Below are 19,310 nucleotides of genomic sequence, written 5' to 3'. Positions count from 1 at the left end.
TCACATTCTCTCGGGCGCCGACACGCCGAGCAGCCCGAGGCCGTTCGCGATCACCTGGCGGGTCGCGTCATTCACCCACAAGCGGGTACGGTGCACGTCCTCGATCGGGTCGTCGCCCTTCGGGATGATGCGGCAGTTGTCGTACCAGCGGTGGTAGAGCCCGGCGAGCTCCTCGAGGTAGCGAGCGACACGGTGCGGCTCGCGCAGCTCGGCGGACTGCGCGACGATGCGCGGGAACTCCTGCAGCGCGCCGAGAAGCGCCGCCTCGGTCTCGTGCGTGAGGGTCTCTGGGGCGAAGGCGTCGCGGTCGACTCCGGCGTCGCGGGCGTTGCGGGAGACGGAGCACGTGCGAGCGTGCGCGTACTGCACGTAGAACACCGGGTTGTCGTTCGTGCGCTTGCGCAGCAGCTCGGGGTCGAGCGTGAGCGGCGAGTCCGCCGGGTAGCGGCCGAGCGAGTAGCGCAGCGCGTCGGTTCCGAGCCACGCCTGCAGGTCGTTCAGCTCGATGATGTTGCCGGCGCGCTTCGACAGGCGGGCGCCGTTGATGCTCACGAGCTGTCCGATGAGCACTTCGATGTCGCGTTCGGGGTCATCGCCTGCGGCGCCGGCGAGCGCCTTGAGGCGGTGAACATAGCCGTGGTGGTCGGCGCCGAGCAGGTAGATCTTGTGCGTGAAGCCGCGGTCGCCCTTGTTGAGGTAGTAGGCGGCGTCGGCGGCGAAGTAGGTGTAGACGCCGTTGCCGCGACGGATGACGCGGTCTTTGTCGTCGCCGAACTCGGTCGTGCGCACCCAGATCGCGTCGTCCTGCTCGAAGACGTGGCCCTGCTCGCGCAAGCGCTCGACGGCGACGTCGATGTCGCTTCGGCCGTTCTCGTCGGGAGCGTGCAGCTGACGCTCCGAGAACCACACGTCGAAAACGACGTTGAAGCGCGCGAGCGACTCCTTGATCTCGGTCAGCTGCAGCTCGTAGGCGATCTCGCGCGCCGTGTGCACGGCGTCGTCCTCGGCCAGCTCGAGCAGCTTGGGCTCGCGCTCCAGCACCGCGGCGGCGAGGTCGGCGATGTACGCGCCCGGGTAGCCGCCCTCCGGCGTCGGCTCGCCCTTGGCCGCGGCGAGCACCGAGCGGCCGAACGTGTCCATCTGGTTGCCGGCGTCGTTGATGTAGAACTCGCTCGCGACCTCGGCGCCGGATGCCGCGAGAACGCGCCTGATGGAGTCGCCGAGCGCCGCCCAGCGGGTGTGCCCGATGTGCAGCGGCCCCGTCGGGTTCGCCGAGACGAACTCGAGGTTGATGACTTCCCCGGCGAGGGAGTCGTTGCGGCCGTAGGCCTCGCCCGCGTCGACGATGGTCTTCGCGAGCTGCCCCGCGGCAGCGGCATCCAGTCGGATATTGATGAATCCGGGACCGGCGACGTCGACGGACGCGATGCCGTCGACGCTCTGCAGCTGCTCGGCGATCTGGCTCGCGAGCTCGCGCGGGTTGGCGCCCAGGGGCTTCGCGAGCTTCATGGCGATGTTGGAGGCCCAGTCGCCGTGTTCGCGGTTCTTGGGGCGCTCGAGCGTGACCTGGGACTCGGAGATCTCAGCTGAGCTGCCTTCTCGTCGCTGCTCGGCGAGGGGACCGAGGATGTCGAAGAGGACGCGGGAGAGGTCTGCTGGAGTCACGGAGAGCGATTCTACCGTCACGCTCCCATAACGACTTGATCGAAGCGTCCTCGGCGCGCGCGGATGTGTCCGAGGAGGCGCGGTCCCGTTGCTAATGTCGAGGAAACGCCGCACACCCAGGGAGCCGTATGTCATCTTCGCTCGTTCGCAGCCTCGGACTGGTCGCTGTCGTCGCGACGGGGATCGCCCTCGCGGGCTGCGCGCCCGCTGTGGAGGACGAGCCGAGCGCCTCCCCCGGCGTGACGAGCACCGCGACGGGCGAGCCGACCGCGACCGGATCTCCCGCGCCGACGGAGACGCCGGGGACGACTGCTCCGACAACGGACCCGACGACGAAGCCCACGACGAATCCGAACGCGGGCGAGCCCGTGGGTCTCGCGTGCGATCAGCTGATCACGCTGCAGCAGATGTACGACTTCAACTCGAACGTCAGCCTGCTCGGCCCGTTCACGCCGAAGGCGAGCGCGCTGTCGGCGAAGGTCGCGGCGTTCAAGGGGCTCACATGCCGCTCGCAGCAGAACTCGAGCGGCAACGCGCTCGACTTCTCGGTCGCGAAGCTCGACAAGGCGACGCTCGAGCAGCTCGCGAACCAGGCGGTGACGAACTCGAAGTCCGTGCCGACCTATGGCGTCGAGGGATACTTCAACCGCGCGAACGGGATCGGAACGGCGCAGGCGTTCTCGGGCAGCTACTGGATCGTCGCGGAATCCGCGGACTTCATCGAGCCGGGCGATGTCGCACCGCTCATGGAAGCCATGATCGGCAATCTCTCGTAGCTCACGCCAGCGCGAGCGGCATGGTGTGGTCGTCGGTGGGCAGCCGATCGCTCACCGCGTCGACGGCGATCGAGCGCACGCGAAGCTGACCGCGGTGGTGGGTCAGGAACGCGACGTCGGAAGCGTCCCGTCCCGTGGCGATGCGAACGAGCGATGGCCGGGGAGCCAGGCGCGTCGCATCCACGACGCACCAGCGGCCATCGACCCACGCTTCAGCGACGGCGTGGAAGTCCATGGGCGCGAGGCCGGGAGCGTAGACGGCGGCGACGCGCGCGGGCATGTCGCAGGCACGCAGCATTGTCACGACGACGTGCGCGAAGTCGCGGCACACCCCGCGGCCGGTTTCGAGGCTCGTGCGAGCGCTGTCGGTTCCGCGGCTTGATCCGGGAACGTACTCGAGTGCGTCGTGGGTCCAGTCAGCGACCGCGTTCACGAGCGCGTGGCCCTGCAAACCGGCGAACGTCCAGCGTGCTTGGCTGTAGAGGGCGTCGGACTCGGCGTAGCGGCTCGGCCGCAAGTAGCCGAGGAGTTCGACCTCGTCGACGGGCGGGATGGGCCGGGCGCCGGCGACGACTGCTGAATAGTGCACGTCGTACTCGCCGGTCTCCCCCGTGAATCTCAGGATCCGCGTGCCGTGCCGGTCGACGATCTCCCGGGGAAGGTAGACGCGTCCGTCGCTCGCGAACGAGAAGCTCTCGCTTCGGATCGGAGTTCCCGCGGCGACGGCGAGCTGGAACAGCAGATCGCTCTGCCCCGAGAGCGAGAACTGCAGATGTGCGGACACGGTGCGGAGCATGCCTCCATCCTCACACCGGCCGCCTCGGCGGCGCGCGGGGACTTGTCCCCATCGCAGCCGCGGTTCAAGAGCACGACCGCGAGATGCTAGCCTAGATCCGTACACGCCGAGCTGAGTGCTGGGCGGCGTGCATTTGCCTCCGTAGCTCAGGGGATAGAGCGCTGGTTTCCGGTACCAAAGGTCGCAGGTTCGATTCCTGTCGGGGGCACCACACTGCAGCGGAGCCGACGATGACCCAACGCGCCTTCGACGCCCACCTACACATCATCGACCCGGCGTTCCCGCTCGTGGAGAACGACGGCTTTCTGCCCGCACCCTTCACCGTCGACGACTATCGGGAGCGCATCAGCGGCCTGAACATCAGGGGCGGCGCCGTCGTCTCCGGGTCGTTTCAAGCCTTCGATCAGGGCTGCCTCATCGCGGCGCTGCGCGCGCTGGGTCCACGCTACGTCGGTGTCACGCAGATTCCCGCTGAGACCAGTGACGAGCGAGTCCTCGAGCTGGATGCTGCGGGGGTGCGTGCTGTGAGATTCAACGTCGCGCGCGGCGGCTCGGCATCGCTCGCCGATCTCGAGACGCTCGCCCGACGCGTCTACGACCTCGCCGGCTGGCATGCCGAGCTCTACATCGACGCGCGCAGTCTCCCCGAACTGCACGATCTCATCTGCACCCTGCCCGCCGTGAGCATCGACCACCTCGGCCTGCACGAAGACGGACTGCCGCACCTGCTGCGACTCGTCGAGCGGGGCGTCAAGGTCAAGGCCACCGGATTCGGTCGAATCGCGCTCGACGCCGGTGCCGCCATCCGGGCGATCGTCGAAGTGGATCCCGGCGCGCTCATGATCGGCACCGACCTGCCATCGACACGGGCGAGGCGTCCGTTCGCAGACGACGACTGGTGCCTGGTTCGAGAATCGCTGACCGACGAGCAGATTTCGGCGGTCTTCTGGGACAACGCCGTCGCGTTCTATCTGCGCGAGGCCCAACACCGGTGAGCGTGAACCCGTCGATCCGCTCCCGGGTCAAGGGCCTGTCCCGTCTCCGACCGGCGGACTTACCATCCCCACTATGAACGCTCGCATCGACGCAGTCCTCACCGGACTCGACAAGGAAATGGTCACGGTCACGGAAGCCTACAAGGACTTCCACCGACACCCCGAGGTGAGCCTTGAGGAGCATCGGACCGCGGATCTGATCGCGAAGCATCTGAAGAAGACCGGCTATACGGTCAAGCGACTGGGCGGGACGGGCGTCGTGGGCGTGCTCGCGAACGGCGACGGCTCGACGATCCTCTCCCGCGCCGACATCGATGCTCTTCCGGTCACCGAGGAGACCGGGCTCGACTACGCGTCGGAGGTCGACGGCGTCATGCACGCCTGCGGTCATGACGTCCACATCGCCACCCTGCTCGGCGCCGCGACGCTCCTCGCGAACGGCAGAGACGAGTGGTCGGGAACGCACATCGCGCTGTTCCAGCCTGCCGAGGAGGTCGCTGCCGGCTCGCAGGCGATGATCGACGACGGCCTGACCGACGCGGTGCCCAAGCCGGACGCCGTGTTCGCTCAACATGTGATGAGCCTGCCCGCAGGAACGATCTGGACGACGCCGGGGCCCGTGCTCTCCGCGGGCGATTCCATAAAAGTGACGGTTTTCGGCAAGGGCTCCCACGGCTCCATGCCTCAGCTGTCGGTCGACCCGGTCGTTCTCGCGGCGTCGATCGTGCTGAAACTGCAGACGATCGTCTCCCGGGAGACGGCGCCGGGAGAATTCGCGGTCCTCACCGTCGGCGCCTCCACTGCGGGGACGAAGTCGAACATCATTCCCGATCGCGCGGAACTCCTTCTGAACATCCGGACCTACGATGAGCTCCTGCGCAAGCACATCATCTCGGCCATCCAGCGCATCGTCCGTGGGGAGTGCAGCGCCGCCGGCTCCCCCAAGGAACCGGATTTCGAGTTCTATGACCAGTATCCGCTGACCGACAACGACCCGAATGTGACGTCGCACGTCACCGACGCGTTCGAGACGCATTTCCCCGCCGGCGTCGTCGGGAAGGCCGACCGCCAGACGGCGTCAGAGGACTTCTCGCGCATCCCCGACGCGTTCGGAACACCCTACTCGTACTGGCTCTTGGGCGGCATCGACGCGGACGCGTATCGCGCGGCGGAGGAGAAGGGCACGCTGACCCAGGACATCCCGGGAAACCACTCCCCCCTCTTCGCTCCCGTCATCGAACCGACTCTGTCGCTGGGCGTGCAGGCGCACGTCGTCGCCGCCTTGTCGTATCTCGCGAAGCAGGACTGACAGTGAGCGCACGCGAGCCCGCAGCAGCGACGGGCTGGAAGCCGACCGACCCCTGGCTGATCGGCATCGTCCTCGCCGTCATCAACTTCTGGCTCTTCGCGCAAACGCTGCTCAACGTGATACCGGGCATTCAGGACTCGCTCGGGGTCGAGCGGACGATCGGCAACCTGGCCGTCTCGATCACGTCCCTGTTCTCCGGCATCTTCATCGTCGTCGCCGGCGGCCTCGCCGACCGCATGGGCCGAGTGAAGATCATGTACGTCGGCATCTACTTGAGCATCCTCGGCTCGCTGCTCATCGCGCTCACCCCTTCGAACGCCGGCGTGCTCACCGACAGTGCGCTGCTCGGCGGACGCATCGTGCAGGGCCTCTCGGCGGCGTGCATCATGCCGTCGACGATGGCGCTCGTGAAGACCTACTACGATGGCGCCGCTCGTCAGAGGGCGCTCGTTCTGGTCGATCGGCTCCTGGGGCGGCTCGGGCTTCACCGCTCTCTTCGGCGGGTTGATGGCGACGTCGGTTCTCGGCTGGCGCTCCATCTTCTGGATCTCGATAGCGCTCTCGATCGTCGCCCTGTTTCTGCTGCGCGGGACGCCGGAGTCGAAGGCGGCCGGCAGCGGCAGACACGGCCGCTTCGACTGAGGCGGGCTCATCAGCTTCATCATTGCTCTCATCGCGATAAACGTGTACATCTCGCAGGGGCCCCGCATCGGCTGGCTTTCGCTCCCGGGAATCGGCCTCGTCGTCATCGCCGGCCGCGACGCTCGTGTTCTTCTGGTTCGAGACGTCCCGCAGCACCGCGTTCCTCGACCTCGCGATCTTCCGCAACATGACGTTCTCCGGGGCGACGCTGTCGAATTTCCTGCTCAACGGCGCCGCGGGGACCCTCATCGTGTCGCTCGGTCTCGTGCAGATCGCGGCCGGCATGTCATCGCTGCAGTCCGGTCTCCTGACGCTCGGCTATCTTGTCGCCATCCTCGCGACGATCCGCGTCGGAGAGAAGCTCCTTCAGCGCTTCGGTCCGAAGCGGCCGATGATCTGGGGCAGCGCGATCGCCGGCATCGGTCTCGGGTTCTACGCGACTCCGTCGACGGATGCCGCTCTCGCGAACGTTCCCGATGATCAGGCCGGCGCCGCTGCGGGCATCTACAAGATGGCCTCATCGCTCGGCAACGCCATCGGCGTCACGATCTCGGCCGCCCTGTACGTGGCCGCGCAGGCCGTCAACCCTGACCTGATCCGGTCGTGGGGGCTCTTCATCGGCAATCAGGAGAACGTCGCGCTGAGATTCGGCGGCGCCGTCGGCGTGCTGTTCAACCTCTTCATGGTCGTCGTCGCGATCATCGCGATCATGGTCACCGTGCCGCACGAGCGCGCGGAGAAGCGGCCGGAGGTTCCGGCGACGCCGTCGATCGGCAGTTAGCGCGGTTCAGGCGCCGTTCGCGTGCAGCCACGCGATCGGGTCGACGAGCGAACCGTTGACGGTGATCTCGATGTGCAGGTGGTTGGCCGTCGAACGCCCCGTGCTGCCCACGAGGCCGATGACCTGTCCCGCTGAGACGTGCTGACCGACGGCGACCTGCCGGGAACCGTACGTCATGTGGCCGTACGTCGAGCGAATCGTCTTCCCGCCGATCTTGTGCTCGATCACGACGCCGACGCCGTAGCCGCCGTAGCTCTCCTGGGAGACCACGACGACGCCGTCAGCGATAGCGCCGATGGGGGTGCCGCCCGCGATGAGAATGTCGGTGCCGTGGTGCTCGCCGCCGCGCGACATGAAGCCGTCACCGATGGTGCCGCCGGACGGAAGCGGCCAGCGGACCTCACCGGCACCCGCGATGGGCGCGTAGCTGCGGCTTGTGACGCCAGCACTTGAGCGCGCCCGCTTCGCCGCGGCAGCGGCGTCGGCCTTCGCCTTCGCGGCGGCCTTCGCCTTCGCGAGCTCCTCCGACGTCGTCGCCGAGTAGATGTCGCGGACGAGATTCATGGCGGGTTCGACGCCGCTCGCGTCGAGAGTCTGGGCTGATTCGCTCGCGAGGGCATACGAGCTCTGCCCGTCGGCCGCCTCCGGCTGCGCGTACGAGGGCAGCGCCATTGTCGCGAACAGGCCGGGAACCACGAGACCGACGACTGCCGTCGACGCCCATGAGCGAACCGTGCGCTTCGACGAGCGCTGGCTCGGAGCCGAGGCCGAGCGTGCTGCCGGGGAGTCTGAACGCGTCGCTCGCCGACCCTTGGGCTGTGCCGCTCGAAGCGAACGGCGGGTGGCGGGTGCGTTCGGAGTGTCGTCGGAGGCGCCATGCCTCGTCTCGAACGTGTCAGTCACCAGGTTTCCTCCACACGGACCGCCGTGAACTGCGGAGCGACAAACATCGGGAACCCGCTCCGTGCGGCAGCTCGGCAGGTGGGGGTTACCTGCCGACGGTCTCGCGAACTCATCCGAGGATACGGGAATATAACGATTTGTGCACGTCTTATCCACAGTTTTCTGGAATCTCAATCGGGCTCGGTGACGAAGTCGATCAGCTGCTCGACGCGACCGAGCAGCTCCGGTTCGAGATCCGTGTAACGGGACACCCGCGAGAGGATGCGCTTCCAGGCGCGGGCGATGTCGGCCTGGTCGTCGCTCGGCCAGCCGAACGACCGGCAGATCCCGCGCTTCCACTCGATGTTCCGCGGCACGCTCGGCCAGGCCGAGATGCCGAGGCGCTCCGGGAGCACGGCCTGCCAGATGTCGATGAACGGGTGGCCGACGATGAGCACGTTCTGCCCGTGGGGCGACGCCTGCACGCGCTCGGCGATGCGGCTCTCTTTCGAACCGGGAACGAGGTGGTCGACGAGCACGCCGATGCGCGCGGCGCGTGTGGGAGCGGCGTCACGGATGATCGTGTCGAGGTCGTCGATGCCGCCGAGGTATTCGACGACGACGCCCTCGGCCCTCAAGTCGTCTCCCCACACCTTCTCCACGAGCTCGGCGTCATGCCGGCCCTCGACGTAGATGCGGCTCTGCCGCGCGACTCGCGCGCGCTCCTGACCGGACGCGAAGGAGCCGGAGGCCGTGCGCACGCGAGACTGCTCTTGCGGCGAGCGCGGTCGCACAAGCTCGACGGGCTTGCCCTCGACGAGGAAGCCCGGCCCGAGCGGGAAGGCGCGCACCTTCCCGAAGTAGTCCTCGAGCTCGACGATCTGTCCCTCGAGCCGAACGACGGCGCCGCACCAGCCGCTTCCCGCGTCTTCGACGACGAGGTCGCGCACCGCCTCGACCTTCGCCACGACCGGCCGGCCCTTGTTCCTCCAGTCGCCGGCGAGCACATCGGTTCCGTAGCGGTCGTTCATCACCCAGTCACCCTAACCAGACGGGCGCCGCGCGCCGTGCGCGCCACGCGCTCAGGCGAGAACGCCGCGCAGAGCCTCACGCTCGAGGCCGTCGAGCAGCCGCTCGAGCTGGCCCTCCGCCGCGAGCGGAGCTTCGGGATGCCACTGCACGCCCGTGATCGGCAGCACCTCGTGCTCGATGGCTTCGATGTGGCCGTCAGGCGACCAGCCAACGGCGCGCAGGCCGCGGCCGACTCGGTCGACGACCTGATGGTGGCCGGACTGCACGGTCACGTGTTCGCCGAGACGCAGCGCGAGGGTGCTCGACCGGTCGAGCTGCACGGGGTGCTCCACGAGCGCGTACTCGACGGGCAGGTCCGTGATGCGGTGCCCCGACTCCTGCACGTGCTGCAGGAGGGTGCCGCCGAAGGCGACGTTGATGATCTGGTGACCGCGGCAGATGCCGAGAAGCGGGGTTCCGCTGAGCGCTGCCCGGCGCACGAGCGCGAGCTCGGCGGCATCCGCTCCCCGATAATGACGCCCCTCGCCCTCGTAACCGCCCGAGGCGCCGTAGAACTCCGGCGCGATGTCCTCTCCGCCCATGATCGCTATCGCATCCGCCCGCTCGGTCGCGTCGAGCAGCGCGGCCGTGCCGAGCTGCTCGGCGGAGAGGAGCATGGCGTCCCAGCCGAGCGCGGTGGCGTCGTTCACCGTTCGCGTGATCATGCCGCGCGTGTAGGCGTCATACGATCGCGCGTGCGGCCGGGCGTTCGTGACTTCGACGACGGCGAGCGTGAGCGGGCGGTGCGGTTCGGTCACGGGTTCCTCCTCTCGCTCGTTCCAGTTTCCCGCAGCGGCACGCGCGGCGCCATTCGCGCCGTCACACACCGACACAGATTCCGTGCGCTCCCCGGGGCGCTCGCCATAGACTCGTGCTGTCACGACAGAAGGATTCCGGATGCCGAAGCTTCCCCGACTGCCACTCGCCGCGCTCGCCGCCGCCTTCGTCGTGCTGGGGACGCCGCTCGCCGCTGCCGCCGTCGACCCGATGCCGCTCGGCTCCTCCCACGTTCTCGACGAAGCCGACGTGCTGGACTCCGCCGAGGAGGCGAGCGTCGAGGATGCCGCCGCGAACCTGTACGAGCGCACAGGGCATGACCTGTTCGTCGTGTATGTCGACAGCTTCACGAACCCGAGCTCGCCCGAGGACTGGGCCAACACCGTCGCGGAGCAGAACGGGCTCGGCCCGGACGACTACCTGCTCGCGATCGCCGCGACCGACCGCGCCTATTACCTGTCCGCCGACCAGGCCGGTCCCGTCTCGCTCTCGGACATCAGCGCCATCGAGCAGAAGAACATCGAACCACGCCTGCACGACAGCGACTGGGCCGGCGCGGCCGTCGCCGCGGCCGACGGGCTGGGCGGCTCCATCGAAGGGCGGATGAGCGCCGCGACGGGCTGGCTCATCGCGCTCGGCGTCATCGTCGCGATCGGCCTCGTCATCCTCGTCGTCGTGCTCGTGCGGCGGGGCCGCTCGCGGCGGGCGAGAGCGGAGTCGCTCGAGGAGCTCGAGGCGGAGGCGTCGCGGGCGCTTGTGCAGAGCGATGACGCCGTGCGCACCGCCGAGCAGGATCTCGGCTTCGCGCTCGCCCAGTACGGTGAGGACGCGGTGAAGCCGTACAAGGCGGCCGTGGCCGAGGCGAGCACGCAGCTCCGCGAGGCGTTCGGACTGCAGCAGCAGCTTGACGACGCGATCCCCGACACGGACGAGCAGAAGCGGTCGAGCTACGCGCGCATCCTGGAGATCTGCACGGCCGTCGGCACCGCTCTCGACGCGCAAGAAGCATCGTTCGACGAGCTCGACGCCCTCGCCGAGAACCTCTCCCCCGTCCTGCAGAGCGTCGACGCCGACATCGCCGCCCTCGAGCAGCGCCTCCCGGAGGGCAGCCGGCTGCTCGACGAACTGCAGCGCCGTTACGCGGCGACAGCGACAGAGGCGGTCGCCGACAACGTCGCTCAGGCGACGGAGCGCATCCGGTTCGCTCGCGAAGGACTGAGCTCGGCCCGCGCGAACGCCGAGGCGGGGACGAACGGCCAGGCAGCCGTCTTCCTGCGCGACGCGAAGCGGGCGGTGGCGCAGGGCGGCCAGCTGCTCGACGCTGTGGCCCGCCGTCGAGACGAGCTGGCTGCAGCGCAAGCCGAGGTGCAGCGCCTCATCGCCGATCTCGACGCCGACGTCGCTGCGGCGCGCGGCGACGGGTCCGCCGAGCTCGCGGGCGTCGCCGCCGCAGCCGCGCAGACCGTCGAGGATGCGCGCTCCGCGGCGCCCCCGACAGATCCCGTCGAGCTCGCGTCCCGCCTCACCGAGGCGAACACGCGAATGGACGCCGCCCTGAAGCGCGTGCGCGACGCTGCCGAGGCGGAGCGCCGGGCCCGCGCGTCACTCGGCAGTGCGCTATCGATAGCGAGCTCCCACGTCTCTCAGGCCGAGGACTTCATCGCGGCACGCCGCGGAGCGGTCGGCACGACCGCTCGGACCCGCCTCGCCGAAGCGCGGCGGCTGCTCGCCGAGGCGCAATCGCTCAGCCAGGGCGACCCGACGACGGCGCTCGCGAGCGCGCAGCGTGCCGCGGCCCTCGCCCAGCAGTCGCTCGCGAGCGCGCAGAGCGATCTGAGCGGCTTCGACACCGGGTTCGGCGGCGGCTTCGGCGGCCCATACGCGACCGGGCGCTCGAGCGGTGTCGTCGACGGACTGCTCGGCGCCGTCATCGGCGGGCTCCTCGCCTCCGGCGGCTCCTCCCGCGGCTTCGGCGGCGGTTACCGCTCGTCCGGCCGCGGCCCCTCCTTCGGCGGGGGCCGCTCGTTCGGCGGGGGCGGACGCTCCCGGCGCGGCGGCGGACGATTCTGACTCCACACCACAACAACTGAGAGGACGACCCATGGCCAAGCAGACCATCTTCGGGCGCATCGCCCAGCTCGCGCGAGCCAACATCAACGCGATCATCGACGCGGCGGAGGACCCGCAGAAGATGCTCGACCAGATGGTGCGCGACTACACGAACAACATCGCGGAGGCCGAGAGCGCGATCGCCGAGACCATCGGAAATCTTCGGCTGCTCGAGGAAGACCACCGGGAAGACCTCCGCGCGGCCGCCGACTGGGGCAACAAGGCCCTCGCCGCGAGCCGCAAGGCGGACGAGCTGCGCGCGGCGGGCGACGCCCCGGCCGCGGACAAGTTCGACAACCTCGCGAAGGTCGCTCTGGGCCGCCAGATCGACGCCGAGAAGGAGGCGAAGGCGGCCGAACCGCAGATCGCGAACCAGACCGACGTCGTCAACCGGCTCAAGGACGGCCTCAACGGAATGAAGGAGCGCTTGAACCAGCTCAAGAGCAAGCGCAACGAGCTCGTCGCGCGCGCGAAGTCGGCGCAAGCGCAGCTCAAGGTGAACGACGCCCTCAAGAGCATCGACATCATGGATCCGACCAGCGAGGTCAGCCGCTTCGAAGACAAGATCCGTCGCGAGGAGGCGAAAGTGCGCGGGCAGCAGGAGCTCGCGGCCTCGAGCCTCGACGCGCAGTTCGAGCAGCTCGACGACATGGGAGAGCTCACCGAGGTCGAGGCGCGCCTCGCCGCACTCAAGCACGGCAGCACGCCGGCCGTCGAGTCCTGAACCGCTCCGGAAGGGGGCCTGCACGACGCTGCGGCCCCCTTCCCCCTGATCGAATGCGGGAACCGCGCATACTGGAATCATGACGGCATTCATGGTTGTGCCCCAGTGGCAGGGTTCGTCGTCCACACGCGCCATGCAGCTCATTGACGGCGCCGAAGCCATCCGAGGCGACCTGCCGTCCCGATCGACGCGCGTCGTCGACGTTCCGAACGGGGCCGGAGACGCCCTCGGCACGGGAATCCAGCGGTTCAGCTCCATCGTCACGGTGCGGGAACGGCTGCGTGAGGGGCTGCGCACCGAGGCGGAGCCCGTGGTGTGCATCGGCGGAGGCTGCGGCATCGAGATCGCCGCGATCGACCACGCCATGCGGAGCTCGAACGGTGACACGGCCGTCGTCTGGTTCGACGCCCACCCTGACCTGCACACGGCCGAGTCGTCGCCGTCCGGAGCCTTCGACGGCATGGCTCTGCGCGCCGTGCTTGGCGAGGGCCACGAGGTGCTCGCCGCCTCGAACCCCGTGCCGGCAGAGCGAGTGGTGCTCGCCGGCATCCGCTCGGTCGACGACTCCGAGACGCGCTTCATCGAAGAGTCGCCGCTCACGACTCTGCCGGGCGCGGACGTGACGACAGAGTCGCTGCTCGCCGCGCTCGAGGCGACGGGCGCCGGCAGCGTGTACGTGCACATCGATCTCGACGTTCTCGACCCGGCCGACATCGACGGAACGCACTGGGCCGAGCCGTTCGGCATCCCCCTCGCCTCGCTTGTGGAGCTGCTCGCCGCGGTCCGCGGGCGGTTCACGCTCTCCGGCGCGGGAATCACGGGATTCGCGCCGGCGTCGGCCGCCGCGGCGTCCGACGACCTCGCAGCCATCCTGCGGATCCTCGGCGCCCTTACCCGGTGACGCGGACGCGGGTATCGTCGGGGCATGACCGAATACGACCTCATCGTCATCGGCGCCGGCCCCGTCGGGGAGAACGTCGCCGACTATGCAACGAAAGCCGGCCTGAGCACCGTCATCATCGAGCGTGAGCTCGTCGGCGGAGAGTGCTCGTACTGGGCGTGCACGCCGTCGAAGGCGCTGCTTCGCCCGGGCGCCGCTCGCGACGCCGCCCTCGCGGTGCAGGGCGCCGCGCAATCCGTCACGGCGCCGCTGGATGCTGACGCCGTGTTCAAGCGCCGCGACGGCTTCACCGGGCGAGGCGACGACTCCGGTCAGGTCGAGTGGCTCGAGAGCGCCCACATCCCCCTCGTGCGCGGTGAGGGCAGGCTGACCGGCGAACGCCGCGTCGAGGTCACCCGCCCCGACGGCGAGACGCTCACGCTCACCGCGCGGCACGCGGTCGCCGTGTGCACGGGCTCCACCTCGCGCATTCCGGAGATCGAGGGGCTCTCCTCGGTCGGCGCCTGGACCAACAGGGAGGTCACGACAGCGGAGAAGGCACCGGCCTCCCTCGCGATAATCGGCGGCGGCGTCGTCGCCGCCGAGATGGCGACCGCGTACCTCTCACTCGGCTCGACGGTGACCCTCGTGGTGCGGGGAAAGCTGCTGTCGAAGCTCGAGCCGATCGCCGGTGACGCCGTCACAAAGCGCCTCACCGACGACGGCGCGAAGATCGTGCCCGGCGAGGTCGAGCGCGCCGCGCGAACCGACGACGGCGTCGCTCTCACCCTCACCGACGGCAGCGAGGTGCGCGCCGAGAAGGTGCTCGTCGCGACGGGGCGTGCGCCGCGCAGCACGGACCTCGGCCTCGAGACGATCGGCCTCGAGGATGGCGCGTGGATCGAGGTCGACGACACCATGCGCGCGACCGGCGTCGACGGCGGCTGGCTCTATGCGGTGGGCGACGTCAACCACCGCAACCTGCTCACGCACCAGGGCAAGTACCAGGCGCGCGCGGCCGCCGCCGCGATCTCGGCTCGGGCGCGCGGCGACGTGCCGTCGACCGAGCCGTGGTCTTCGGCTGTCGCGACCGCCGACCACGCAGCGACCCCCTCTGTCGTGTTCAGCCAGCCGCAGGTCTGCTCGATCGGGCTGACGAGCGCGAAGGCGCAGGATCGCGGCATCCGCTCGAAGACTCTCGACATCGGTTTCGGCTCGGTCGCGGGCGCGGCCCTGCACGCTGACGGCTACACCGGCACGATGCGCGCCGTCATCGATGTCGAACGCGGCACGCTCGTCGGCGCGACGTTCGTCGGCGACGACACAGCGGAGATGCTGCACGCGGCGACGATCGCCGTCGTCGGGGAAGTTCCGCTTCACCGGCTGTGGCATGCGGTTCCCGCGTTCCCCACGATGAGCGAGATCTGGTTGCGCCTGCTCGAGAAGCTGCACGAGGAGTCCGCGTGAGCGGCATCCTTCTCGACTCCCCGCTGAGCCGGCTCGGCTACCTGTATGCCACGCTCGTGGGCCTGGCCTGGGGAGCGCTCTGGTCGACGGGCCGCATCGAGCGCCGGAACGGCCTGTTCGTGTTCACGGGAATGCCCAACTGGACCTTCGGTCGCGGCGGATCGTGCGTGGGCGCGTGTTACCTCACCCGCACGAACGTGAACGACGAGGTGCTCGAGCACGAGGCGGTGCACAAGCGCCAGTGGCAGCGGTACGGGATGCTGTTTCCCGTGCTGTACGCGCTGTCGGGCTTCGATCCGCTGCGCAATCGCTTCGAGATCGAGGCGGGTCTGGAGAAGGGCGGATACCTGCGCGCGCGTCAGAGCGCGCCGCGGCGCCACTGAGCCACCAGGAGGGCACCGAGGAACACCCCGCCGATGACGCCCGTGACGATGCCGACGGGCAGCTGCTGCGGGAGCGGCGCGAACTGCACGATGCCGTCGGCGAGCACGAGCAGCACGGCTCCCATGAGCGCCGCGGGCAGCGCCGACGAGCGGCCGGTCAAAAAGCGCGCGACGTGCGGCGACATGAGCGCGATGAACGCGACCGGCCCGCACACGGCGACTCCCGCCGCGGCGAGCACGATCGCGACGCCGACCGCGAGCGAGCGCGTGCGGGCGGAGTTCGCGCCGAGCCCGTCGGCGATGTCGTCGCCCATCTCGACGAGGGTGAGTCGCGCCGAGAGAGCCAGCGCCGCCACGCCGAACACGATGACGGCGCTGCCGATGACGAGCACGTCGGCGAGGCTGCGCGCTTCGAGGCTGCCGTTGAGCCACGTTGCGAGCACCGTCGCCTGCTCCCGTCTCGTGCGCGTGAGCGCGAACTGCACGAACGACAGCGCGATCGCCTGCACGCCGATGCCCGCGATGATCAGGCGCCCGGGAGCCCGGAACCCGTTGCCGGTGGCGAGGTAGACGACGACCATCGCGGCGGCGGCGCCGATGACGGCGCCGAGCGGCAGCGGCACGACGCCGGGCCACAGCAGACCGAAGGCGACGGCGCCGGCGGAGGCGCCGGCGGTGAGGCCGATCACGTCGGGGCTGCCGAGCGGGTTGCGCGTCACGCGCTGGAACAGCGACCCGCTCAGACCGAAAGCCGCTCCCGCCCCGATCGCGACGAGCAGGCGAGGGCCGCGCAGGGTCTGCACGACGAAGCCGTCGGCGCCCGAGCCGTCGCCGAAGATCGCCGCGGGGAGGGCGGCCGGCGCCACGCCGAGATCACCGAGCGAGAGGGACAGCACCGACAGCACGGCGAGCGCGAGAACGAGCAGGCCGCCGACCAGCAGCGAACGGCGCGAGAGGCGAAGCGACAGGATGCTGCCGATGCGCAGCGTGAGCGGCATCCGGTTCACCGTCTCTCACCCCGCAGGCGCCGAAGGGCGACGAAGAGCGCGGGCGCGCCGACGAACGCGGTCATGACGCCGACCATGAGCTCGTCCGGGCGAGCGATCACGCGGCCGAGCACGTCCGAGGCGAGCAGGAGCGCGGGCCCGAGCAGGAGGCACAGCGGCAGCAGCAGCCGGTGGTCGGGACCCGAGAGCGCGCGAGCGATGTGCGGCACGGCGAGGCCGACGAAGAGAATGGGGCCGATCCCGGCCGTCGCCGCTCCCGCGAGGAGGGCGACGGCGACGCCCGCGAGAACGCGTGTGACGGCGGGGCTCGAGCCGAGGGACGCGGCGATGTCATCGCCGAGCGCGAGAGCGTTGAGCGCGGGCGCGAGTGCGAGGGCGAGAACGAGCCCGACGCCGACGAACGGCAGGATGAGCCACGCCTGCTCGAGAGACCGGCCGGCGAGAGAGCCGACGACCCAGAACCGGTAGGCGTCGAACACCTCGGGGAAGCTCAAAGTGATCGCCTGGACATAGGCGGAGAAGACGGCCGTGACGACGGCGCCCGCGAGAACGATGCGCGTCGCCGAGCCGCCGCCGCGCGACGTGCCGAGCGCGTACACGGCGACGACCGCGACGGCGGCGCCGAGAAGCGCGAGCCACACGTAGGCTCCCGCTCCCGCTCCGGCGAAGCCGACGGCCGTCACGATGGCCGCCGCGGCGCCCGCGTTGACGCCGAAGAGTCCCGGATCGGCGAGCGGGTTGCGGGTGACGCCCTGCATGACTCCTCCCGCGACCCCGAGCGCCGCACCCACGATGAGCCCGAGCACCGTGCGCGGGACGCGGCTGCCGAGCACGGCGTCGACGTACGCGCTCCCGTTCCCGGCGGCGGAGTCGAGAAGCTGCTGGAGCGAGAGCTCCTTCGAGCCGACGCCGAGGCTCAGCACGACGGTCACGGCGAGGACGACGACGGCGGCCGCGACGCCGAGGGCGAAGCGACCGCGTGCCGTCGGCCCTCGATCAGTCATCGACGTGCGAGACGCCCTCCTCGATCAGCGGGAGGTACTTGTTGAGCGCCCACGGCACGCTCAGCGGCGTGATCGCGCTCGTCGCCATGCCGAGCTGGCGGTCGGAGATGAACTCGACAACGGAGCCGCGCTTCACCGCGGGAATCTGCTTCCAGAGCTCCTGCGCGGCAACGGCGTCCTTCTCCTCCTCGGAGTTGTACCACGTGAACAGCACGTCGACGTCGTCGAGCAGGTCCGCGTTCTCCATGCCGATCGTCGACGTGAACGTCCCCGCGCTCGGCTTCAGGTCGGCGACGGCGGGCGCCTCGGTGAAGCCGAGCTCCGTGAGAACGTCGACGCGCGGGTCGCCGGGCATGTACACGTCGAGGGCACCGGGCTTGCCCGTGTAGACGTACGCGAACGAGAGTCCCTCGAACTCGGGATGCTCCGCCGCGGCGTCCGCGAGCTGGCCGTTGATGCCGTCGATGAGACCTTGCGCCTTGTCGGGCTTTCCGAGGGCCTTCCCGACGATCTGGATCTGCTCGGTCCAGCTCGTCTGCCACGCCGCCTTCGGGTAGGCGACCGTCGGCGCGAGCTTCGAGAGCACGTCGTACTGGTCCTGCGTGAGGCCGGACTGGGGCGCGAGGATCAGGTCGGGGTTCGCCTTCACGATCGCGTCCATGTCGATCTCGGGGTACACGCTGAACGTCTGCGGCAGCGGGTCGCCGCTCTTCTCGATCGCGTCGCGCAGCCACGGCAGCAGGCCGTCCTTGTCGCCGGCCCACGTGTCGGCCTCGATCGCGACGGGAGTGACGCCGAGCGAGACGGCGATGTCGGGGGTGCTCCAGCCGATCGACACGACACGCTTGGGTGCCTCGGGGATCGTCGCGGTTCCCAGCGCGCTCTTGATCGTGACGGGGAACGCCCCGTCCGACGTGGGCGTGCTCTCGGGGGCGTCGGATGCCGCTGAGCAGCCGCTCAGCATGAGCGCCGTTGCCGCGAGCGCGGCGAGCGCCGCCATTGTTCGTTTCATCAGAGTCTCTCCACTGCCTTCTCAATCAGCTCGACGTAGTCGTCGATCACCCACGGAACCGTGAGCGGCGTGATGAGGCTCGCCGCCGTCACGAACTGGTGGTCGTAGATGACGACGTCGGAGCCGCGCTGCACCGCCGGGATCTGCGCGTACAGCGGCTGTGCTTCGATCTGCGCCTGGTTCTCGGCGTTCTCGAACCAGCTGAACACGAGGTCGGTGTCGTCAAGAAGGTCGGCGTTCTCGAGGCTCAGGGTGCTCGAGGCCGTGCCCTCGTCCACCGGCTGCTCGGTGACGAACGCGGCTGTGCGCAGCCCCATGAGCTCGAGGATCGCGGCTCGCGGCTCGCTCGGCTGGAAGACGCCGAGCACGCCGGGGCTCGACGTGTAGACGTACGCGAAGCTCGTGTCGCGCCACTCGGGGTGCGCCTCTGCGACGTCGCCGAGCGTGTCGGTGATGCCGCTGATGAGCGCGTCCGCCTCCTCCGGCTTGCCGAGCGCCGTGCCGATGATCTCGATCTGCTCGTCCCACGGCGTGCTCCACGCCTGCCCGGGATACGCGACGGTCGGGGCGAGCTTCGAGAGCACGTCGAACTGGTCTTGCGTGAGCCCTGACTGCGGCGCGAGGATCAGATCCGGATCGGCGGCGACGACCGCGTCCATGTCGATCTCGGTGCCGCCCGCAATGAGCGCGGGCAGTGCGTCGCCGCGCTCCTCGATGGCTTCCCGCACCCACGGCTGATACCCGTCGGCGTCGCCGCCCCACGCGTCGGCCTCGACGGCGACGGGCGTGATGCCGAGCGCGACGACGGTGTCCGCCGTGCCCTGGCCGAGCGTCAGCACGCGCTCGGGCTGCGCGGCGACAGTCGCGTCACCGAGGCTGCTCCGGATCGTGACGGGAAAGGCCGATGACGCCGATTCGGCGGGCACATCGGATGCCGCAGGGGCGGAGCAGCCGCTGAGGGCGACGGCCGCGGCGAGCGCGAGCGTGCCGGCGAGAATTCGGCGCGGAGAGGGCACAAGGGTCCTTACTG

Annotated in this window: 19 protein-coding genes and 1 tRNA gene; 11 read left to right on the top strand and 9 right to left on the bottom strand. The window is 69.6% G+C overall.

Features of this window, described 5'->3' with window-relative positions; translation table 11 throughout:
• The gene (gene argS / locus BLV49_RS12155; protein WP_245723639.1) at nucleotides 1-1,665 is read right to left on the bottom strand and encodes an arginine--tRNA ligase; all 1,665 of its coding nucleotides are present in this window, start codon (nucleotides 1,663-1,665) and stop codon (nucleotides 1-3) included.
• 128 nt (nucleotides 1,666-1,793) lie between these two features.
• Here argS and BLV49_RS12150 point away from each other — a divergent pair, with 128 nt between their 5' ends.
• Nucleotides 1,794-2,441 carry an iron ABC transporter ATP-binding protein gene (locus BLV49_RS12150; protein ID WP_143034053.1) on the top strand — a complete coding sequence of 216 codons (648 nt, stop codon included), beginning with the start codon at nucleotides 1,794-1,796 and terminating at the stop codon, nucleotides 2,439-2,441.
• Between the two features lies 1 nt (nucleotide 2,442).
• Here BLV49_RS12150 and BLV49_RS12145 read toward each other — a convergent pair whose 3' ends face one another.
• Nucleotides 2,443-3,237: a transglutaminase-like domain-containing protein gene (locus BLV49_RS12145; protein WP_091184695.1), complete on the bottom strand. Its 795-nt coding sequence runs from the start codon at nucleotides 3,235-3,237 to the stop codon at nucleotides 2,443-2,445.
• Between the two features lie 135 nt (nucleotides 3,238-3,372).
• Between BLV49_RS12145 and BLV49_RS12140 the strand changes: the two genes are divergently transcribed.
• From BLV49_RS12140 to BLV49_RS17260, 5 genes are all read left to right on the top strand, one after another.
• Nucleotides 3,373-3,448: transfer RNA gene (locus tag BLV49_RS12140), tRNA-Arg, on the top strand.
• Nucleotides 3,449-3,467: 19 nt separating this feature from the next.
• Entirely contained in the window at nucleotides 3,468-4,232 is a 765-nt protein-coding gene (locus tag BLV49_RS12135) for an amidohydrolase family protein (protein ID WP_091184692.1), read from the top strand.
• 73 nt (nucleotides 4,233-4,305) lie between these two features.
• Nucleotides 4,306-5,541: an amidohydrolase gene (locus BLV49_RS12130; RefSeq protein WP_091184690.1), complete on the top strand. Its 1,236-nt coding sequence runs from the start codon at nucleotides 4,306-4,308 to the stop codon at nucleotides 5,539-5,541.
• Between the two features lie 2 nt (nucleotides 5,542-5,543).
• On the top strand, nucleotides 5,544-6,374 hold the full coding sequence (locus tag BLV49_RS17265) for an MFS transporter (protein WP_245723638.1): 831 nt from the start codon (nucleotides 5,544-5,546) through the stop codon (nucleotides 6,372-6,374).
• Nucleotides 6,371-6,964 (top strand): MFS transporter, encoded by a 594-nt coding sequence (locus BLV49_RS17260; protein ID WP_245723637.1) that lies wholly within the window; start codon nucleotides 6,371-6,373, stop codon nucleotides 6,962-6,964. The genes BLV49_RS17265 and BLV49_RS17260 overlap by 4 nt, the downstream gene beginning before the upstream one ends.
• Nucleotides 6,965-6,970: 6 nt before the next feature.
• On the opposite strand, the gene BLV49_RS12120 is transcribed toward BLV49_RS17260, so the two are convergent.
• The 3 genes from BLV49_RS12120 to BLV49_RS12110 all read right to left on the bottom strand — a co-directional run bounded on the left by BLV49_RS12120 (nucleotide 6,971) and on the right by BLV49_RS12110 (nucleotide 9,675).
• Entirely contained in the window at nucleotides 6,971-7,867 is an 897-nt protein-coding gene (locus BLV49_RS12120) for a M23 family metallopeptidase (protein ID WP_245723636.1), read from the bottom strand.
• Between the two features lie 170 nt (nucleotides 7,868-8,037).
• Nucleotides 8,038-8,877 (bottom strand): DUF3097 domain-containing protein, encoded by an 840-nt coding sequence (locus BLV49_RS12115; protein ID WP_091184687.1) that lies wholly within the window; start codon nucleotides 8,875-8,877, stop codon nucleotides 8,038-8,040.
• A gap of 51 nt (nucleotides 8,878-8,928) precedes the next feature.
• Entirely contained in the window at nucleotides 8,929-9,675 is a 747-nt protein-coding gene (locus BLV49_RS12110; RefSeq protein ID WP_245723635.1) for a gamma-glutamyl-gamma-aminobutyrate hydrolase family protein, read from the bottom strand.
• A 139-nt stretch (nucleotides 9,676-9,814) separates the two neighbouring features.
• Here BLV49_RS12110 and BLV49_RS12105 point away from each other — a divergent pair, with 139 nt between their 5' ends.
• The 5 genes from BLV49_RS12105 (at nucleotide 9,815) to BLV49_RS12085 (ending at nucleotide 15,257) form a co-directional block, all read left to right on the top strand.
• Entirely contained in the window at nucleotides 9,815-11,764 is a 1,950-nt protein-coding gene (locus tag BLV49_RS12105) for a TPM domain-containing protein (RefSeq protein WP_091184683.1), read from the top strand.
• 31 nt (nucleotides 11,765-11,795) lie between these two features.
• Nucleotides 11,796-12,527 carry a PspA/IM30 family protein gene (locus BLV49_RS12100; RefSeq protein ID WP_091184679.1) on the top strand — a complete coding sequence of 244 codons (732 nt, stop codon included), beginning with the start codon at nucleotides 11,796-11,798 and terminating at the stop codon, nucleotides 12,525-12,527.
• Nucleotides 12,528-12,606: 79 nt separating this feature from the next.
• A complete protein-coding gene (locus BLV49_RS12095) occupies nucleotides 12,607-13,428 on the top strand; it encodes an arginase family protein (RefSeq protein WP_091184675.1) in 822 nt (273 codons plus the stop codon).
• A gap of 24 nt (nucleotides 13,429-13,452) precedes the next feature.
• Entirely contained in the window at nucleotides 13,453-14,874 is a 1,422-nt protein-coding gene (locus BLV49_RS12090) for a dihydrolipoyl dehydrogenase family protein (protein ID WP_091184672.1), read from the top strand.
• The gene (locus tag BLV49_RS12085) at nucleotides 14,871-15,257 is read left to right on the top strand and encodes a Fe-S oxidoreductase (RefSeq protein ID WP_091184668.1); all 387 of its coding nucleotides are present in this window, start codon (nucleotides 14,871-14,873) and stop codon (nucleotides 15,255-15,257) included. The genes BLV49_RS12090 and BLV49_RS12085 overlap by 4 nt, the downstream gene beginning before the upstream one ends.
• On the opposite strand, the gene BLV49_RS12080 is transcribed toward BLV49_RS12085, so the two are convergent.
• The 4 genes from BLV49_RS12080 to BLV49_RS12065 are packed head-to-tail and all read right to left on the bottom strand — an operon-like array spanning nucleotide 15,233 to nucleotide 19,296.
• Complete coding sequence (locus tag BLV49_RS12080; RefSeq protein ID WP_091184666.1) at nucleotides 15,233-16,255, bottom strand: FecCD family ABC transporter permease; 1,023 nt, start codon at nucleotides 16,253-16,255, stop codon at nucleotides 15,233-15,235. The two genes, BLV49_RS12085 and BLV49_RS12080, sit on opposite strands and share 25 nt — an antisense overlap.
• Nucleotides 16,256-16,260: 5 nt before the next feature.
• Nucleotides 16,261-17,268, bottom strand: a complete 1,008-nt coding sequence (locus tag BLV49_RS12075; protein WP_091184663.1) for a FecCD family ABC transporter permease — start codon at nucleotides 17,266-17,268, stop codon at nucleotides 16,261-16,263.
• Nucleotides 17,261-18,280, bottom strand: a complete 1,020-nt coding sequence (locus BLV49_RS12070) for an iron-siderophore ABC transporter substrate-binding protein (protein ID WP_091184660.1) — start codon at nucleotides 18,278-18,280, stop codon at nucleotides 17,261-17,263. Before BLV49_RS12070 ends, BLV49_RS12075 begins: the two co-directional genes overlap by 8 nt.
• Nucleotides 18,280-19,296: an iron-siderophore ABC transporter substrate-binding protein gene (locus BLV49_RS12065; RefSeq protein WP_091184656.1), complete on the bottom strand. Its 1,017-nt coding sequence runs from the start codon at nucleotides 19,294-19,296 to the stop codon at nucleotides 18,280-18,282. The genes BLV49_RS12070 and BLV49_RS12065 overlap by 1 nt, the downstream gene beginning before the upstream one ends.
• Nucleotides 19,297-19,310: the final 14 nt, after the last annotated feature.

The organism is Paramicrobacterium humi (assembly GCF_900105715.1).
GTDB lineage: Bacteria > Actinomycetota > Actinomycetes > Actinomycetales > Microbacteriaceae > Paramicrobacterium > Paramicrobacterium humi.
The sequence above is the reverse complement of the archived record's forward strand: the minus strand, read 5'-3'. Positions and strand labels throughout refer to the sequence as shown.

Excerpts from the sequence above, each read along its gene's own strand:
- BLV49_RS12150 (WP_143034053.1), top strand. The coding sequence starts at position 1,794 with ATGTCATCTTCGCTCGTTCGCAGCCTCGGACTGGTCGCTGTCGTCGCG.
- BLV49_RS12145 (WP_091184695.1), bottom strand. The coding sequence starts at position 3,237 with ATGCTCCGCACCGTGTCCGCACATCTGCAGTTCTCGCTCTCGGGGCAG.
- BLV49_RS12135 (WP_091184692.1), top strand. The coding sequence starts at position 3,468 with ATGACCCAACGCGCCTTCGACGCCCACCTACACATCATCGACCCGGCG.
- BLV49_RS12130 (WP_091184690.1), top strand. The coding sequence starts at position 4,306 with ATGAACGCTCGCATCGACGCAGTCCTCACCGGACTCGACAAGGAAATG.
- BLV49_RS17260 (WP_245723637.1), top strand. The coding sequence starts at position 6,371 with ATGACGTTCTCCGGGGCGACGCTGTCGAATTTCCTGCTCAACGGCGCC.
- BLV49_RS12115 (WP_091184687.1), bottom strand. The coding sequence starts at position 8,877 with ATGAACGACCGCTACGGAACCGATGTGCTCGCCGGCGACTGGAGGAAC.
- BLV49_RS12105 (WP_091184683.1), top strand. The coding sequence starts at position 9,815 with ATGCCGAAGCTTCCCCGACTGCCACTCGCCGCGCTCGCCGCCGCCTTC.
- BLV49_RS12100 (WP_091184679.1), top strand. The coding sequence starts at position 11,796 with ATGGCCAAGCAGACCATCTTCGGGCGCATCGCCCAGCTCGCGCGAGCC.
- BLV49_RS12095 (WP_091184675.1), top strand. The coding sequence starts at position 12,607 with ATGACGGCATTCATGGTTGTGCCCCAGTGGCAGGGTTCGTCGTCCACA.
- BLV49_RS12090 (WP_091184672.1), top strand. The coding sequence starts at position 13,453 with ATGACCGAATACGACCTCATCGTCATCGGCGCCGGCCCCGTCGGGGAG.
- BLV49_RS12080 (WP_091184666.1), bottom strand. The coding sequence starts at position 16,255 with ATGCCGCTCACGCTGCGCATCGGCAGCATCCTGTCGCTTCGCCTCTCG.
- BLV49_RS12075 (WP_091184663.1), bottom strand. The coding sequence starts at position 17,268 with ATGACTGATCGAGGGCCGACGGCACGCGGTCGCTTCGCCCTCGGCGTC.
- BLV49_RS12070 (WP_091184660.1), bottom strand. The coding sequence starts at position 18,280 with ATGAAACGAACAATGGCGGCGCTCGCCGCGCTCGCGGCAACGGCGCTC.